Raw genomic sequence first — 16977 nt, 5'->3', positions numbered from 1 at the left:
TCCCCAAAGATGAGGAGTTGTGCCATGGTCTACAGGGTTTCGCACTACATCGACGGCGAAATAGGCGCCGGTGGTTACGGAACCTATCCGATTTGTAACCCGGCTACGGGTGAGCGGATCGGCGTCGTTGAACTTGGTGACGAAAAAGCGGTCGATACTGCGGTGGCGTCGTCGCGCCGCGCTTTCGAGGCATGGTCGCGAGTGTCACTCGGTCGCCGAACGGATGTGCTTTTCGCATTCCGCGAACTGCTCAAGGCGCACGCAGGCGAATTGGGCGAAATTGTGACCCGAGAACACGGCAAGATCTTGTCCGACGCATTGGGAGAGGTAAGCCGCGGACTCGAGGTTGTCGAGTTCGCATGCGGAATCCCCGAACTGCTCAAGGGGGAATTCACCGCACAAGCCGCCACCGGTATTGATGTCTTCTCGTTCCGGGAGCCTCTGGGCGTCTGTGCGGGCATTACACCGTTCAATTTCCCGGTCATGTGTCCATTGTGGATGGCGCCGGTCGCCATCGCATGCGGGAACACGTTCGTCTTGAAGCCATCCGAATTGGATCCTTCAGCATCGGTCTTCATTGCCCAGTTGTGGACCGCCGCCGGTCTCCCCGAAGGCGTTTTCAATGTTGTGCAGGGCGAGGGACGGGCGGCGACGGCTCTTGTCAATCATGTAGACGTTGCTTCGGTCTCGTTCGTCGGCTCTACAAGGGTAGGCAAGGAAGTACATCGGGGCGGTACGGCCCACGGCAAGCGGGTTCAGGCGATGTGTGGTGCTAAGAACCACGGGGTCGTCCTTGCTGACGCGGACCTCGACTTCGCGGCGGCAAGCGTCGTCGCGGCGGCTTTCGGTGCGGCCGGAGAACGCTGCATGGCCTTGCCAGTGGTCGTAGCGGTCGAGGAAGTCGCAGACCGTCTCCTCGATTGCCTTGTCGCGAAGGCACGGGAAATCAAGGTCGGCGACGGCATGTCCTCGGATGTTGACATGGGGCCGGTAATCTCGAAGGCGCACCGCGACCGCATCGAACAGACCATTGCCGAAGCTAGGGCAGCGGGTGCACGCGTAGTTCTGGATGGGCGCGGTTTCCGTCCCAGCAATCGACCTGAGGGCTTTTTCACAGGGCCCACGATCATTGACCGTGTGACGGCAGAAATGCGGGTCTACCATGAGGAAGTCTTTGGCCCGGTCTTGGTTGTCTTACGGGCCCGCGAACTCGATGATGCGATCGGGATTATCAAGAGCAACCGCTATGGGAACGGCGCTGCAATCTTCACTTCATCAGGTGAAGCGGCTCGACGTTTCGCAAGGTCGGTGCCAGTCGGGATGATCGGTGTCAACGTACCAATTCCAGTGCCCGTCGCCTACCACTCGTTTGGTGGTTGGCAAGACTCGTTCGCGGGTGAATCCCACATCTACGGCCCCGAGGGGGTGAGGTTCTTCACGCAAGCGAAGGTTGTCACGCAACGCTGGCCCCAACCGACTGCGGCCACGGCCGCTTTCCACTTCCAGGCTACCTCGTCAATCGGAGCGTGATGCCGGGGGCAACGGCCCAGGCGCCGAGTCGATGCCGCAGTCAGAACGAGCCGCCCGTTCCCCGTTGGAGACTTCCCGAATGAGCCTGCCGCACTTGGTTGGAGGTTGCCCATCGAAGGCGGAAACCTGCGTTAGCGGAGACTGTTATAAGCAAGACCAGAAATGGATTCAGTTGTTCTTGGAAGGAGAGGGTTGTGGCACGGGTTGGTATTGTCGGCTTGGGCGTCATGGGTGTTCCGATGATGCTGAACGTACTGAAGGCCGGTCATGAGGTAAAGGGCTTTGACATTAACCCCGCTGGGGTGGAGAAACTGGTGGGGGCCGGCGGAGCGGCAGCAGGTTCAGTGGGGGAGGCGTGCACCGATGTTGATTTCTTCGTCACGATGCTGCCGGACTCTCCTGACGTCCGGGTCGTTGTTTTCGGTCCCGGCGGTCTGCTAGAAAACGCAGAACCAGGCTTGGTATATGTGGACATGTCGACCATACGTCCCGATGTGTCACGCGAAGTGGGAGTGGCTTGCCGGGCGAAAGGCATCTGGGCCTTGGACGCACCGGTATCGGGGGGCGAGAAGGGCGCCATTGACGGTTCCTTGGCGATCATGGTCGGTGGCGAGCGGGATGGCTTCGAGGCCGCGAGAGCGTTGTTGGATTCGATGGGATCGACTGTGGTGCATTTGGGGCCGTCTGGCTCCGGTCAGACGGTGAAGGCTGCGAACCAACTTATTGTCGGCGGCGTTTATGGGTTGGTTGCCGAGGCGATCGTGTTCTTGGAGGCTTATGGCGTGGACACTGGGGCAGCTTTGAAGGTCCTCGGCGGTGGCCTCGCCGGTTCCCGCGTGTTGGAACTGAAGGGCGGATCTATGCTGGCTCGGCAGTTCGAGCCCGGTTTTCGCATCGATCTGCATCACAAGGACATGGGAATCGTGACGGCGGCGGCCAGGGAGGCGGCCGTGGTGATTCCCCTCGGTTCAGTAGTCGCGCAGTTGATTGCCACGGCCCGTGCCAATGGAGACGGAAGCCTGGATCATTCAGCTTTGCTGCGGGTGGTCGAGCGTTTGTCCGGCCGCGCCGATTGAGTTGTCGGGAGGAGGCGGCGATGGCGGTGATGCGCGCAGTCGATGCGTTGGTGCAGATTCTGGTGAAAGAAGGGGTCACCCATGCATTTGGCGTGCCTGGGGCGGCGATCAACCCGTTGTACTCTGCGCTGAAGTCCAGTGGCGCAATCAAGCACGTTTTGGTGCGCCATGTAGAAGCTGCCACGCATATGGCAGAGGGGTTCACTCGGGCGGGGCCTCACAACATCGGTGTGGCTTTGGGCACCTCCGGCCCTGGCGGAACCGACATGATCACGGGTCTCTATTCGGCGTGGGCAGACTCGATCCCGATTCTGTGTATCGTGGGGCAGGTCCCCAGGGCAGTACTGGGCAAAGAGGACTTCCAATACGCTCCGAACACCGAAATTGCCGCTCCGGTGACGAAAATGACTGCCACCGTGATGGAGGCGGCGCAGGTTCCAGGCGTGTTGGCAAAAGCGTTCCAGGTGATGCGGACCGGTCGGCGCGGCCCAGCCTTGTTGGACCTTCCTTTTGATGTGCAGATGGCAGAGATGGATTTTGACATCGACTCCTATGAGCCGTTGCCCGTTGCCAACCCTGCGATGACTCGTTTCCAAGCGGAGCATGTGCTGGATCTTTTGGCGGCGGCTGAACGGCCTCTCTTGCTGGCGGGTGGCGGAGTGCTAATCTCGGGGTCCGAACGCGAGTTCGTTCGATTAGCGGAGTTGCTGGGCGTTCCGGTTGTCTCAACCCTGATGGGCTGGGGTACGATCCCAGACGATCACGAGTTAAGCCAGGGGCTAGTGGGCATCCAAACTGCCCAGATCTGGGCCAACCGGACGTTCCTGGCGAGCGACCTGATTGTTGGCGTGGGCAACCGATGGGCGAACCGTCACACGGGCGCGTTGGACGTGTACCGACAGGGTCGGCGGTTTGTCCACGTTGACATCGAACCGACCCAAATCGGACGGATCTTTCCACCCGACTACGGCGTGGTATCCGACGCTGGAAGTGCGCTCCAGGTTTTGTTGAATTTGACCAAGGAACGCCAGGATGCGGGCAAGCTACGGGCCTGGTCGGGATGGGTTCGTGAATGCGGCGAGCGCAAGAGTGCGATCGGCCTCCAACGAAAGACCCATTTCAACAGTGTTCCCTTGAAACCGCAGCGTGTATACGAGGCGGTCAACGAAGCTTTTGACCGTCATACCCGTTTCGTTACTGTGATCGGGCTGTCGCAGATTGGCGCGGGTCAGATGCTCAAGGTCTACGAACCGCGGCATTGGATTGACGCTGCCCAGGCCGGCCCGTTGGGTTGGACCATGCCTGCCGCCCTTGGCGCGGTGGTGGCCGACCCCGACACTAAGGTGGTGGCTATCTCGGGCGATTATGACTTTCAGTTTCTGATCGAAGAACTGGCCACCGGTGCGCAACACCGGCTGCCGTATGTTCATGTTATCTTGAATAATTCATACCTTGGCCTCATCCGTCAATCGCAGCGAGCGTTCGACATGGACTACCAGGTGCGGCTGGGCTTCGAGAACGTGAATTCTGACACCGGTGGATACGGCGTTGACCACGTTGCGGTGGCCCAAGGCCTCGGTTGCAAGGCGTTCCGGGTGACTGAGCCAACTCAGTTGGTGCCCACCCTACAAGAAGCTCAACGCCTTGCTTACGAACTCCGCTTACCAGTTATTGTCGAGTGCATCGTGGAAAAAGCGACCAACCTGGCGATGGGATCGTCATTGGACAACGTAACTGAGTTCGAACCGCTTGCGGAAACGATAGCCGACGCTCCGAACTCCATTGCAGCCAAATAGTAAAGGGAAGGGGAAAGACCATGCGTTACGCGGTCAACTGCAGTCTGCTGTTCAACGAGTATCCGCTGTTCGAACGGGCAGCAGCCGCGAAGGCGGCTGGATTCGATTATGTGGAGTATTGGTGGCCGTGGGACGTACCGGTTCCATCGGACGACCAGATCCAGGAATTCATTGAAGCTATCAAGGCCTCGGGCGCTCAACTCATCGGACTGAACTTCTACGCCGGGACCATGCCGGGCCCGGGCCGGGGCGTCCTTAGCTCGGTCTCCCGCCACGGGGAGTTTCGAGATAATGTTCCCGTTGCGTTGGCTATCGGGCGAGAGCTCGGATGCCGGGCGTTCAACGCGCTGTATGGCAATCGCCAGCCAGAAGAGGACCCGAGAGAGTCGGATGATGTTGCCTTGGCTGGCCTCCGGTACGCGGCCGCCGAGGCCAGGCAGATCAACGGTACGGCCCTCATTGAGCCCGTGTCAGGCCCAGGCGCGGAGACCTATCCCCTGAAACTGGCCGACGATTGCTTTGCGGTCATCGGCAAGCTGGAGGAGGCGGGGATCGACAACGTGGGATTCCTGTGCGACCTCTATCACCTCGCCAACAACGGCGACGATCTCGGACGTGTCGTGGACCGCTACGGCCACCGTGTGGCCCACGTTCAAATCGCCGACTGGCCTGGGCGCGGCCAACCCGGGACGGGGGAACTGCCGCTTTCGCAACTGCTCGCTCGGCTCCGCGCAAGGGGGTACGACGGCTATGTCGCCCTTGAATACAACCCGACCATTCCCACAGAGCAGACGCTCACGTCCCTACCTCCGCTCATGCTGTGAGAAGCGGGACTCGGGCTGGTTCGTCGGCCGGGCAAGTTCGAACCGGGCAAGGAGGGATTCTGCGCGGGCCAGCGGGCCTCACGGGAGAGCCGGGCTCTATGCCCCGGAGTACCTACATGCTAGGCTGGGCACGCAATGCGCACATTCAGTCGCTATTCGGACACCCAAGGGGGTTGAATCGATGGGATCCGTCATCCGCACAACGGCAGGCGACCGCCCCCCGGAGGAATTCGGGGTCGTGCTGTTCCATGAGCACATCCACTACAGCCAGGACTTCCTGGTGCGCCTCCGGGGTGATCCGCCCGCCCCCGGTTTCCACCTCGACGACCTTGGGCTGATGGAGGGGGAGATGCTGTCGGCACGGGATGCAGGAGTGACGTTGATCGTCGATGCCGGCCACGACGACATGGGGCGGGACGTTGGTGTTGTCCGTACGCTCGCCGAGAGGACGGGCATGCCGTTCGTTCTCGGCGGCGGATTCTATCTGCAACAGGTCTATCCGCCGAGAGTCGCGCAGCGGACGGAAGGCGAACTCACCGCCGAAATGCTCAAGGCCGCAGCAGAAGAGCGATGGGGAATCCTGGGGGAGATAGGCACGTCCGGAACCATCACTGCCGACGAGCGGAAAGTTCTGCGAGCGGTGGCAGCTGTGCAGCGAGCGTCCGGGCTGTCGATCATCACACACACGGAATGCGAAGGACTCGCCGCCCTAGAGCAACTCGCGGTGCTCGAGGATGCGGGAGCTGATCCAGCGCGGGTAGTCATCGGCCACCTCGGCGGACTACCCGACATCTCGGTCCACGAGCGCATCGTCGCGCGAGGAGCGTCCGTGGGATTTGATCGCGTGTCGCGGGAAAACAATCCAGCCGACGATATCCGCCAGGCGCGCCAGGTGTCGGCCCTTGCCGAGGCAGGATGGCTGGATCGCATCTTCGTATCTGGTGATCAGGGTTCTCTTGTGGGCGACTTGGTGGCCTCGGGGGGACCAGGCTACGCCAAGCCCTGGACCATCTTCGCTCGCGCCCTGGCGCACGTGGGCATGTCGGACGCCGAGATCCAGGCGATCTTTGTTGACAATCCCCGCCGCCTCCTAGCCTTCACGCCGCAATGAACGCCCGGAGCGACCCACTGCTGGGCGAACTCGCGGATTTCGCGGTTCGGCCTGGACCTATTCCCGCTGCCGTCCTTACCCAGGCGCGGCATGTCCTGCTCGACTCTGTGGGCTGTGCCCTCGCAAGCTCCAGGATTCCATCCGGCCTCGCTCTTGCGCGGTGGGCGGCGTCTCGCCCGGGCGGTGCCCGGCCGCTTGGACTCGAGCTATCCTCCGACCGGGACACCGCCGCCTTCGTCGGAGCGCAATTGATCAACGCGATGGACTTCGACCCCGTATCCTCGGCGGGTCACGACGTGCCAGCGGTTGTGTCGGCTGCTCTCGTGGCAGTCGAGCACGCCGGCGGAAGCGGGCTGGACCTGCTCGAAGCGATTGCCGTAGGGCTCGAGGTCTCAGCGCGACTGACGGCTCGGTACAGGGAACTAGTGGCGGAGCTCGGCTCCCACGAGATCCGCCATGTCGGCCATCCTCTCTTCGCGCCAGCCGTAGTTGCGGCGATCGCCCGTGCGGAGGAGTTGTCCGCTGAAGAGTGCCGTCACGGGATAGCACTCGCCACCTGGATGCGGCCGACCGACACGGTGGCCGACTACTTCGTTCGCACGACGGTGTCCATGGCGAAATACACGCTCTTCGGTCAGATCGCCCAGGTCGGGCTGGCCGCAGCTGAACTGGCCCGGTGTGGGTTCACGGGACCGAGCTCCGTCTTCGGTGCCGATCAAGATTTTTGGCACATCGGCGCCAACCGCGAGTGGGAGCCGCTTCCGATGGCCGACGGAGAATGGCGGCACCTAGTTCGGCACAAGCTGCTGCCCACCAATCTCCCAACTATCGCGGTCAAGGCGGCGTTTAGCGATCTTGTCGCCAACAACGATCTGGATGCGGATAGCATCGAGCAGGTCGTTGTGAGTGCCGGTGATTCCGGCAACCACGTCGTCATGAAAGCGAATCGGCTGCTTACCGAGCAGGACTGCCTGCTGCATTTTCCCTACCAACTCGCGTGCTTGGCTCTGCGGATTCCGCGAGTCTTGTGGGCTGTGCCTGGCACGCGCTGTCGGGCTGAGGTGCGTCGGTTCATGGACCATGTCGAGGTTCGTGAGTCGAAAGGGGCCGCCCGAGTGGAAGTAGCGACTCATGACGCCGTGTTTGCCGCCACCGCCAGCGGCGGTGGGACGATGACCACGCCACTGTCGGCCGATCACGTCGGCGCATTGGTGGCGAAGTTCATTGAGTGTGCGGCTACCGTGCATGGCGCCGAAGCGGCATCGGAACTCGCGCAGCAGCTACTCGCCGTCAACTCCGCTCGTGTTCTTGACTCGGCTCGCTTTGCGTCGGCATCAGAACCGCACTAACTGTGCGTGCTAACGAGGGAGGTTCAAGATGACCGGTCGTAGCGGGGTTGATCCCCTCAGCCCTTTGCTGCTGGTGCATGGTGCGTGGCACGGCGCTTGGTGCTGGTCCGAAGTAATGGGCCTCATCGACCCCGACTGCCGCGAGGTTGTCGCCGTTGAATTGCCCTTTGACTCTGTTGCGTCGGACGTAGCCGTGGTCCGCCAGGCCGTACAGGATCTTGGAGGCGACACAGTGGTGTGCGGGCACAGCTACGGCGGTCGGCTCACGTCGATCGTGGCCAGCACAGCCGACTTGGCGCACTTGATCTACCTAGCTGCCCCCGCCCCAAATGCCGCTCAGCTTCAGGCCTACGCCAAGGCGGATCGGATTCGCACCGGTGATGTGCCGAGTTTTGATATCGCTTGGCAGACCTTCTTCAGCGAATGCACGCGAGCGCAAGCACAGGCTGCTTGGGCGCGACTGCGCCCGATGCCGTCTCCGCCGGGAACAACGATCGGTCTTGAAAACCGGCCGTGGGAACGGCTGCCGTCGACCTACATTGTGTGTCTGCGCGACCATGCGCTGAAGCCGGATGTGCAGCAGCAGATGGCTCGCAACATGCGGTACTCCGCGAGCATCGACTCCGACCACTCGCCCTTTCTCACCGCTCCGAAGGATCTAGCCAAACTGCTCAACGACGTGCTGAGGCATGGCCGTCCGCGACCTAGCCGATAGGGGGTCATCCATGGGGAGCCGTGTCGGTGGCGATACGTGGAACCAGCGAACTGCGCGCCGGTCCTTCCGCGCTGCCGCAGATGTGTGCTCGATCGCGGGGGCTCGTCACGGTGCCGTCCGTGATGTGGAGTGGCACGGGTCAGCGCAGGATTGCGCGACTTGGCAGTTGGGCCATTGACACAATGCGCACAAAGTGATGTAATACGAACAAGGCACGCGTGCCAGTCTAGCTGGACGCAGCAGTGCCTCGTCTCCCGTGAGAACAGACGCCCTACTAAGGAGTAGACGCTGGACAGGTGCCTCAACAACGAGGCGCAGGAAACAGACTCGTGAAGGAGCGAGCATGATCGAATCAAACGGCACCACGAAGATGTGGCGCAGAATCCTTGTCGGAGTTGTCAGTATCGCCGCAGTTGGCGCCGCTTTTGGGTGCTCAACTGGTGACGACTCCAAGACCCAACCGACCGACTCCAAGGCCCAACCGACCGGCGCCCCGACGGACTCCAAAGCCCCCTACATCATCGCCGTCAACGGCCCCGTATCGGACGCCTTCTTCCAACCTATGAAGCTCGGTTCCGACGACGCTGCTGCCTTGCTGGGGATGACCGACTACCAGTACTCGGCATCGAAAGATTATTCGAATGTGATCCCAGACTACGTGGCGTTGCTTGACCAAGCGATTGCCAAGAACCCCGACGGATTGATCGTCTGGAACTTCAACGCTGACTCGCTTGGCCCAGGAATCAAACGGGCCGTAGAGCAGGGCATTCCCGTGGTGACCATCAGCTCCGGCATGGACACCTGGGAATCAGAAGGGGTCTTGACCTTCATTGGCGAGGACAAGGTCGGTTCCGGCCTGGCCGCCGGCAAAGCTGCCGCAGCAACCGGCGTCAAGCATCTGCTCTGCGTAAACAACGCTGCCTCCAACCCGGGGCTGCAGCAGCGCTGCGACGGCGCGGAACAGGGAATGAAAGAATCCGGCGGAGTATCTGAGCAGATCATCATCCCCGCTACCGACGTGAACAACCCGGCGAGTGCCACCCAAACGATCCAGGGCCACCTGAGTTCACACCCCGACATCGACGGCGTGTGGACTCAGAACTCCTCCATCGCGATCTACGCCGCCGATGCCATCAAGAACATCGGCAAGACAGGAGAGATCAAGCTCTCAACTTTGGGCATATCCAAAGGTGCCATCGAATTGCTCCGGGACGGCACTTTGGACGGGATCGTGGACACCCAGCAGTACCTCTGGGGCTTCCAAGCCATAATGATCCTGGACCAGTACATCCGCTACGGGATCCATCCTGTGGGCGCAGTCATACCGGGCGCCATCGCCATCGACAAGAACAACCTCGATCAGACGCTCGAGATCGTTGCCCAGTATCCGGGTGTGCGTGGTGCCAACTAACCCAGCAACGGCGGAACGGAACCCAGCGAGCGCCGTAAGTACGTAGGAGGGCGTGCAACACAATGGAATCTCGATGGCGCGCATGGCCGGGTCGGCTCGTCCGGTCCCAGGCCTTTGCACCGGCGGTGGTCGCGGTCGTTCTGTACCTGTTCTTTGCGGTCGTGTCGTCTGGGAGCGGTTTCACCAGCCTGGACGGCACGGCCGCATGGGTCAACGGCATGGCCGACCTTGGCATGATGGCCATGCCAGTGGCACTGCTAATGATTTCCGGCGAATTGGACCTGTCTGTCGGGTCGGTGGTTGGTGCCGGATCTGTGACTGTCGGCTTGATGACGGGATACTTCGGGCTGCCTCTAGGCGTGGCTTTGGTGGCAGGCCTTGCCATTGGCCTGACTTTTGGTCTAGCCAACGGTTTGTTGGTGACGAAAACAGGTATGCCCTCGTTCATTGTCACGCTCGGCATGATGCTTATCGTCTTGGGCTTGGGCGTAACCATTGCCCAAGCCCTGACCAAATCGACGACTCTTTCGGTGCTCATTGACCGCGAGGGAGTGCTTCCTCGCCTCTTCGCGTCGAAGATCGGAGATTCGAACTTCGACGTCTCCATCGTGTGGTTCATCTGTATCACAATGATCTGCGCGTGGGTCCTTCGGCGCTCTCGCTTCGGCAACTGGATTCTTGCGACCGGGGGGGACACCGAGCGCGCTAGACGCTCAGGAGTGCTGACGAATCGGGTGAAGATCACCTTGTTCGCATGCGCGGGCATGTCGGCCGTGTTTGTGGGCATGATGCAGGCGGTCAAGTTCAGCACTGCTGACCCGACCACCGGATCGGGATACGTTTTCGACGTGCCAATCGTGGTGATCATCGGTGGGGTCCTGATAACAGGGGGATACGGGAGCATCACGGGAGTCTTCTTCGGCATTCTGATTTATGGCATCAGCAAGGCGGGTCTCTTCTACGCAGGCTGGGACGCCAACCTCACCCAAGTCCTGCTGGGAGCTTTGCTGCTGGTTGCCGTGATCTCGAACAACAGGCTGCGCAAGATGGCGCTGTCACCACCACGATTCGCCCGAAGACCGCCTGTTGCGAAGGAAGGAGTAGCGAATGGCTGAGCCCGTGGTCGAGTTCGTCAAAGTGTGCAAGACTTTCGGCCTGAACACAGTGCTGTCGGATGTCGATTTTTCGGTTGCCCCCGGGCAAGTGGCATGTCTGCTGGGGGACAACGGAGCCGGAAAATCCACGCTGATCAAGATTCTGTCAGGCGTGCACACGGTCACCCGAGGCGAGCTCCGCGTTGATGGAGAAGCGGTGGACTTCCGATCTCCTCGCGACGCTCAGGCGCGGGGCATTACCACTGTCTTTCAGGAGATAGACACTTTCCCGTTGATGAGCATCGCTCAGAACTTCTTCATTGGGCGGGAACCGATGAAAGGCTTTGGCCCGCTGAGGTGGATCGACCATCGCGCCGCAGCAAGTGTCGCGCGAACCGAAATAAAGAACATTGGGATTCGTGGAGTGGCTGACGCCAGCCAGTTGGTGGGCACGCTTTCAGGAGGCGAGCGCCAAGCCCTCGCAATAGGCCGCGCGCTCTATTTTGGCGCGAAGGTCCTGATTCTCGATGAGCCCACGTCAGCCCTGGGGGTCAAGGAGGCCGCTGTCGTACTGCGGCTCATTCGAAAAGCGCGCGACGGAGGAGTCGCGATCATTTTCATCACTCACAATGCGCACCATGCCTTGACGGTTGGCGACTCGTTCACCGTGCTGAAGCAGGGGAAGGTTCTAGACCAGTTCCGCGCGGGCGAGCGCACACGATTGGAAGTGATCACACTGATGGCCGGCGGCGAGGAGATCGACATGGATGGCCAGGATCCGGCGGAAATCGAGTAGTGCACGGGTCGAACACGCGGCCTCGGGGTTTCTTGACCACGGGGCCGCGCGTCGCGCCGAGCCGATTCGAAGGCCCTAGCTTTCAGAATACGGGCCTGCGCTTCTCAAAGAACGCTCGGCGGGCCTCGTCGGCGTCCGGGGAGGCAGACAGCATGGATGTGTAGCGTTGTTCGATCTTGAAGGCCTCCGCCATGGGGAGGTGCTCAACCGACACGAAGGATTCCCGGATGGTGCGGACTGCCAGCGGCGATTTGGCGGCGATCGCCGCAGCCACCTCGACAGCGGAACCCACCAGTTCGTCAGCCGACAAGCACTCTTCGATGACGCCCCGCCGGTAGAGTTCCGTGGCGGGCACCCTCATGCCGGTCAGCATCATTCTGCGCATCAGGGTTAGTGGGAGGACCCGCTGCAAGTAGCTGGCGCCTCCCCCTTGGCCAACGTCGATTTCTGGCATCGCAAACTTAGCTGTGTCCGCTGCCAGCAGAAAATCGCAGCAACTCGCCAGCACCATCCCGGCCCCAAGGGCGTGCCCATTGATGGCACCGATGACCGGCTTTGAGGAATCGAGCACCGAGAGGAATACGTCGCGAGTGAGCCTGTTCGCGGCCGCTTGGGAATGGTCTCCTTGGTTTAGATCCGCCTTCTCTTTGATGTCAGCCCCCGCGCAAAAGATTCTTCCCTTCCCCGTCAGCACAAGGCACCGTACGTCGTCCCGGCTCTGTAGCTCGTCCATCACAGCGATCAGTTCGTGGCGGGCCTGTTGATTAAGCGCGTTCACCGGTGGCCGGTTGAGCATCACCACGGCTACATGCGGTACGGGTATGTCAAGTTCTACGCATTCCACTAGTTTCTCCTTTTCTTACCTGCCAAGATGCTTTGTGCGCTTACAAGCAGCCGGAGTTACCTGGTAGTCCAAGCCGCGCTGTCGCCGACCCGCCGCAGGTCAGCCCAACTCATGGCTTTTCAATTATGATCAGAGCGTCCACTGCGCAGACCCCGTCCGACCTCCACTTGACGGGGTTCGCCTCAATGACGAACGACTTCCACGGCGCGCTAGCAGCCACGCGTGAGAATTCGACCAGGAAGCCGATCATCGGCTCGAGAGAGGGCCCGACCAATCCCCTGTTCAAAGCTCGCCGGACGACGCGCAGTTGGCTCAGCATGTGCCCGGCCACGTCCGGTCCAAACGGGGCTCGGCGCAGCACAATGTCGTCAATCACCTCGGTAAGCACGCCTCCCGCTCCGCAGGACACTATGACGCCAAAGTTCGGGTCGCGGAGTGCGGAAACGAGGACCTCCTGACCACCGTCGACCATGTGCTGAACAAACAGCCCTTCGAGGTCGGCGCCCAACTCTTGGCCACGGGCTTCGATCATGGCTCCGGCTTCAGCGGCTTCGGCTGGTGAGCCAATACCCAAGGCGACCAAACCCATTGCGAACTTGTGCGTGAACTTCTTGCTCATGCCCTTGATAGCCACCGGCCAGCCGACCTGCTCGCCGACATCTTGCAAGTCGGTGGCTTGGGCGACCAAGCGACCTGGGGCCACTGGCAGCCCGGCCGCGCGCAGCACGTCGTAGGCCTCGTGTTCGGCCAGAACCGTTCCGGGAACCGGGCATGGCACCAGAGCTTCCCAGTCGATTTGCGAAGGAGGGGGTGGCGGTCCAAAGCCGCTTCCGGTCGTTGAGGCAAAAAGATCAGAGATGACGCGGAGGGCGCGGTCATACTCAACGAAAACGTTTACGTTGCGCTCGGCCAGCCACGCGGCGGCGGCCTTGGGTGCCAACGGCCATCCCAGCATGACAGGAATCGGCGAACGCTCCATGAACTCCTTGGCCATCCGTGCGATGGCTTCGGCCCCAGCGGCCATCGGCCCGTACTGGAGGAGGACTGAGTCGATTGCTGGATCTGCGGCGATTGTGTCCAGAGCGGTGGGCAATTTGGCTAGCCATTGCGGGTCCGCATATACCTGCGGGGTGAGGTCGATGGGATTCTGGACCGAAGCGATGGATGGCACCAGTGGAATAAGTTTCGATCTGGACTCGGTGTTGAGCCGAGGCGTGGCTAAGCCCCTTCTCTCGCACTGATCGGCTGCTAGCACGCCGCCGCCCCCGCCAAACGTGACGAGGGCTACGCCGTTACTCGCTGGGCGCATGGGAACCGGCATCGAGGCGATTTGCGTTACCACGTCTATTAGTTCTTCGAGCGAGTAGACCTCGACAACGCTGTACTCCTGAAATACGGCGTGCCATACCCTTGACTCCCCAGCGAGCGCGCCAGTGTGCGCGGCTGCCGCCATCGCGGCTGCTTTGGAACTCCCGCCTCTCAGTACGACCACAGGCTTGCCGGCCTGGCGGGCTATGTCGAGGGCGCTCAACAGCCGGGGACCGTCCTTGACGCCTTCCATATAGGCCGCAATCACCCGCGTCTCGGGATCCTGGGCGCAGGCACCGATGAAGTCTGCGGTTGTGAGCACGGCCTCGTTGCCTGTGCTGATGGCATACCGGAAGCCAAAACCGGCAGCTCGCGCGTGAGCGATGGCCATGGTTACAAGCCCGCCCGACTGCCCCATGACCGAAATGTGCCCGGCGGGAAGCGTATCGACTTCGCGCATGAATGATCCGAAGCTGGCGATCATGGGCTGCGCGGTGGAGATGATGCCGATACAATTTGGCCCCAACACGCTCATCCCGGTTTCGGCGCAGGCCGCCGCGAGATCTTCTTGTAGCGCTTTGCCGTCGGCACCGCCTTCGGCGAAGCCGCCGGCCCAGATGACTGCCGACCTTGCTCCGGCGGCACCATAGGCGCGCACCGCCGCAGGAATGCGGCCTGCGGCAATGGCAAAGACGACCAGGTCCGGCACGCCGGGCAGGGAAGGCAAGTCGGGGTACGCTGGGAACCCGGCGACTTCTTTCGCGCTCGGATGGACGGGCCAGACATCCCCGGGGTAGCCGAACTTACGCAGGAACCGCACCGAGGCCCCGCCGAGTGAGGCCTCTCTGTCCGAGGCCCCCACAACGGCAATCGAAGCCGGGTTCAGAAATCCGCTAACGTCGCTCAGGCCGGCACCTGTCGCCATGAGACATTCCCGCCTTATCGCATCTTCCATACAGGTTTGCGCTTCTCGACAAACGCAGCCGCGGCTTCCTTCATGTCGTCCGACTCGCCGATTTGGCGGTCCATCTCTGACACGTATTCCGTCATGACAGGAGTGAAGGATTTCACCATGTTGTAGACCTTCACCACACCCTGGACAGCGAGAGGTGAGTTCCGGCAGACCATCTGAGCCAGGCCCTCAGCGGCAGCTATGAGCTCTTCTCGCGGAACTACCCCGTTGACTATGGCTTGCCGGTAGCATTCCTCTGCGGTCAGACGGCCGTTGCAAAGCGTGAGGTACGCCGCAGCGGTGCGAGGAAGCTCACAGTAGATCTCATGGGGCATGCCCAGTCGGCCAATGGCAGTGTGCTGGTCGCCGAGCCATGCATCCTCTGCCATCACGCGCAACTGGCACTGGAGCGCAATGGAAATGCCGACGCCGACAGCGAAACCATTGATGGCGGCGATCAGAGGCTTCTGCAAGATAGAGTCCTGTGGCTGGCCGCCCCCACCCCAGCTGTAATGCGGGCTAGTCGGGTCTTCGTGGGGAGTCCGTAGGCCCTTGGCCTGGTATTCCGCCAAGAATTTGACGTCCCGTCCTGCGCAGAACGCCTGGCCGCTGCCCGTGACGATCCCGCAGTAGACGTCGGGATCGAGTTGGATGTCGGTCCAGCACTTGTGCAACTCCTGGTAGGCCCAAGTATGCAAGGCGTTGCGGACTTCGGGTCGATTCAGTGTGACGTGGGCCACATGGTCCCTCTTCTCGTAGATCACATACTTGAGATCTTTCGGCTCCATTGACGGGTTGTAGTCCGACCGGTACTCAGCCACCTGACAATCGCTTCCTTCCTAGGAATTTGGGAAACATCGTTGTTCGTTGACCGCACAAGCAGCCACCATACGCACAGAGTCTATAGCTGGCGTCGATGCGAGTCAATGCCCCGGCTGCGTTGAGTCGAGCGGCCATTTGGCGTCAACGAGGGCTCATCCCCCAAGAATGGGGGCTTGACAAAAGGCCCGGTCGAGCTTAGCGTGTCCGTGGAGCGCACAAACGTGCGGAGTGTAGACAGATTGAGGTGGCAACGGTGACACGTGACGATCCTGTCGGCGCGGCACGACGGCTCACTCGGAGTGCGAACTGGGGAGTCTCGCCCCGTGCAACGCCGAATTTGATCTGCCGCAACGAGAGAGGACGTTCGCTGCCACGTTCTTCTTGCCAGAACTCTTGCCGCATCGAAGCTCGACTTCGGAAGCCCGCGGCGTCAAGATGACTGGTTCTGCTGCCATTGGGTGCCTTTTTGTGCTGGTACACGGCTCGAGGCACGGCGGATGGTGTTGGGAACGGCTGGTGCCTCTATTGGAGCGTGAGGGCAGTTCGGTTCGTTGGCCTACTCTAGCCGGGCTCGGCGAACGTGCCCACCTACTAGATCGTTTCGAAGTCGATCTGGAGACGCATGTGTCTGACGTATCGGACCTCATCAAGTTCAACGACCTGCGCGATGTGATACTTGTGGGCCACTCGTACGGAGGCATGGTCATCACCGGGGCTGCGGCCAGGGTGCCGGACCGCGTCTCCCAGATGATCTATTTGGACGCTGTCGTGCCCCGCAGCGGGGAATGTCACTTCGATATCTGTGACGCAGAGCGGCGGCAGGAACTGGAGCAGTTGATCGCGACCGACGGTCGGGGGCGAGTGGTGCCTGGTCGAGGCAGCGGTCTGGCCTACTTCGGGATAAGGGAACCGTCCGATGTGTCATGGGTGCGGGCCCGCCTTTCCGATCAGCCTGCGGCGACGTTCACACAACCGCTGGGCGATGTGTCGGCCGCGGAGCCGATTCCCAAGACCTACCTTAGATTCAGCCGGTCCAATCTAGTGTCGAAGGTCAGCGATCAACGAGCCAGGCTCCTCGACTACCGCGTTCTCGACTTGCCACACGACGCCATGGTCTCGCATCCCGAAGTCCTCGCGCGTGAACTCATCGGAATTGCGGCCGAGCTAGCGGAAACGACTCGCACAGGGAAGGAAGAGCCTCGGTGAAGCCGCCAACTGCTCAGTCCTGCCGACGGGCCGACCGGCTAGATGGGTCGTCGAAAGCGCCGGGTCAACTGACCTCAGCATTGAGCATCGGCTCGTTGGGAAGAATCGCCAAAGCGGCAGAAGGGGAACCATCTTAGATCATT

14 protein-coding genes are annotated in these 16977 nt (G+C 61.3%); 11 read left to right on the top strand and 3 right to left on the bottom strand.

Features of this window, described 5'->3' with window-relative positions; translation table 11 throughout:
• The first annotated feature begins 24 nt into the window (after nucleotides 1–24).
• From LBC97_14700 to LBC97_14655, 10 genes are all read left to right on the top strand, one after another.
• A complete protein-coding gene (locus LBC97_14700) occupies nucleotides 25–1530 on the top strand; it encodes a CoA-acylating methylmalonate-semialdehyde dehydrogenase (protein MDR2567280.1) in 1506 nt (501 codons plus the stop codon).
• Between the two features lie 194 nt (nucleotides 1531–1724).
• A complete protein-coding gene (locus LBC97_14695) occupies nucleotides 1725–2606 on the top strand; it encodes a 2-hydroxy-3-oxopropionate reductase (protein ID MDR2567279.1) in 882 nt (293 codons plus the stop codon).
• A 20-nt stretch (nucleotides 2607–2626) separates the two neighbouring features.
• Nucleotides 2627–4402 (top strand): glyoxylate carboligase, encoded by a 1776-nt coding sequence (gene gcl / locus LBC97_14690; GenBank protein ID MDR2567278.1) that lies wholly within the window; start codon nucleotides 2627–2629, stop codon nucleotides 4400–4402.
• 20 nt (nucleotides 4403–4422) lie between these two features.
• Nucleotides 4423–5226 carry a TIM barrel protein gene (locus LBC97_14685; protein MDR2567277.1) on the top strand — a complete coding sequence of 268 codons (804 nt, stop codon included), beginning with the start codon at nucleotides 4423–4425 and terminating at the stop codon, nucleotides 5224–5226.
• A 181-nt stretch (nucleotides 5227–5407) separates the two neighbouring features.
• Complete coding sequence (locus tag LBC97_14680; GenBank protein ID MDR2567276.1) at nucleotides 5408–6337, top strand: hypothetical protein; 930 nt, start codon at nucleotides 5408–5410, stop codon at nucleotides 6335–6337.
• The gene (locus tag LBC97_14675; GenBank protein MDR2567275.1) at nucleotides 6334–7686 is read left to right on the top strand and encodes an MmgE/PrpD family protein; all 1353 of its coding nucleotides are present in this window, start codon (nucleotides 6334–6336) and stop codon (nucleotides 7684–7686) included. Before LBC97_14680 ends, LBC97_14675 begins: the two co-directional genes overlap by 4 nt.
• A 28-nt stretch (nucleotides 7687–7714) precedes the next feature.
• A complete protein-coding gene (locus tag LBC97_14670) occupies nucleotides 7715–8401 on the top strand; it encodes an alpha/beta fold hydrolase (GenBank protein MDR2567274.1) in 687 nt (228 codons plus the stop codon).
• Between the two features lie 343 nt (nucleotides 8402–8744).
• Nucleotides 8745–9812: a substrate-binding domain-containing protein gene (locus tag LBC97_14665; protein ID MDR2567273.1), complete on the top strand. Its 1068-nt coding sequence runs from the start codon at nucleotides 8745–8747 to the stop codon at nucleotides 9810–9812.
• 125 nt (nucleotides 9813–9937) lie between these two features.
• Entirely contained in the window at nucleotides 9938–10927 is a 990-nt protein-coding gene (locus tag LBC97_14660; protein MDR2567272.1) for an ABC transporter permease, read from the top strand.
• A complete protein-coding gene (locus LBC97_14655; protein ID MDR2567271.1) occupies nucleotides 10920–11702 on the top strand; it encodes an ATP-binding cassette domain-containing protein in 783 nt (260 codons plus the stop codon). Before LBC97_14660 ends, LBC97_14655 begins: the two co-directional genes overlap by 8 nt.
• Nucleotides 11703–11784: 82 nt before the next feature.
• Here the strand turns inward: LBC97_14655 and LBC97_14650 are convergent, their stop codons facing one another.
• The 3 genes from LBC97_14650 to LBC97_14640 form a co-directional block, all read right to left on the bottom strand.
• Nucleotides 11785–12546: an enoyl-CoA hydratase/isomerase family protein gene (locus tag LBC97_14650; GenBank protein MDR2567270.1), complete on the bottom strand. Its 762-nt coding sequence runs from the start codon at nucleotides 12544–12546 to the stop codon at nucleotides 11785–11787.
• A gap of 109 nt (nucleotides 12547–12655) precedes the next feature.
• Entirely contained in the window at nucleotides 12656–14809 is a 2154-nt protein-coding gene (locus tag LBC97_14645; protein ID MDR2567269.1) for an acetate--CoA ligase family protein, read from the bottom strand.
• Nucleotides 14794–15627, bottom strand: coding sequence for an enoyl-CoA hydratase/isomerase family protein (locus LBC97_14640; protein MDR2567268.1), 834 nt, complete (start codon nucleotides 15625–15627; stop codon nucleotides 14794–14796). Before LBC97_14640 ends, LBC97_14645 begins: the two co-directional genes overlap by 16 nt.
• 436 nt (nucleotides 15628–16063) lie before the next feature.
• On the opposite strand from LBC97_14640, the gene LBC97_14635 reads away from it, so the two are divergent.
• Nucleotides 16064–16834, top strand: coding sequence for an alpha/beta fold hydrolase (locus tag LBC97_14635; protein MDR2567267.1), 771 nt, complete (start codon nucleotides 16064–16066; stop codon nucleotides 16832–16834).
• Nucleotides 16835–16977: the final 143 nt, after the last annotated feature.

The sequence above is a fragment of the Bifidobacteriaceae bacterium genome, assembly GCA_031281585.1.
Classification (GTDB): Bacteria; Actinomycetota; Actinomycetes; order Actinomycetales; family WQXJ01; genus JAIRTF01.
This window is presented reverse-complemented; position numbering and strand designations above follow the sequence as displayed.

Excerpts from the sequence above, each read along its gene's own strand:
- LBC97_14700 (MDR2567280.1), top strand. The coding sequence starts at position 25 with ATGGTCTACAGGGTTTCGCACTACATCGACGGCGAAATAGGCGCCGGT.
- gcl (MDR2567278.1), top strand. The coding sequence starts at position 2,627 with ATGGCGGTGATGCGCGCAGTCGATGCGTTGGTGCAGATTCTGGTGAAA.
- LBC97_14685 (MDR2567277.1), top strand. The coding sequence starts at position 4,423 with ATGCGTTACGCGGTCAACTGCAGTCTGCTGTTCAACGAGTATCCGCTG.
- LBC97_14680 (MDR2567276.1), top strand. The coding sequence starts at position 5,408 with ATGGGATCCGTCATCCGCACAACGGCAGGCGACCGCCCCCCGGAGGAA.
- LBC97_14675 (MDR2567275.1), top strand. The coding sequence starts at position 6,334 with ATGAACGCCCGGAGCGACCCACTGCTGGGCGAACTCGCGGATTTCGCG.
- LBC97_14670 (MDR2567274.1), top strand. The coding sequence starts at position 7,715 with ATGACCGGTCGTAGCGGGGTTGATCCCCTCAGCCCTTTGCTGCTGGTG.
- LBC97_14665 (MDR2567273.1), top strand. The coding sequence starts at position 8,745 with ATGATCGAATCAAACGGCACCACGAAGATGTGGCGCAGAATCCTTGTC.
- LBC97_14655 (MDR2567271.1), top strand. The coding sequence starts at position 10,920 with ATGGCTGAGCCCGTGGTCGAGTTCGTCAAAGTGTGCAAGACTTTCGGC.
- LBC97_14645 (MDR2567269.1), bottom strand. The coding sequence starts at position 14,809 with ATGGAAGATGCGATAAGGCGGGAATGTCTCATGGCGACAGGTGCCGGC.
- LBC97_14635 (MDR2567267.1), top strand. The coding sequence starts at position 16,064 with ATGACTGGTTCTGCTGCCATTGGGTGCCTTTTTGTGCTGGTACACGGC.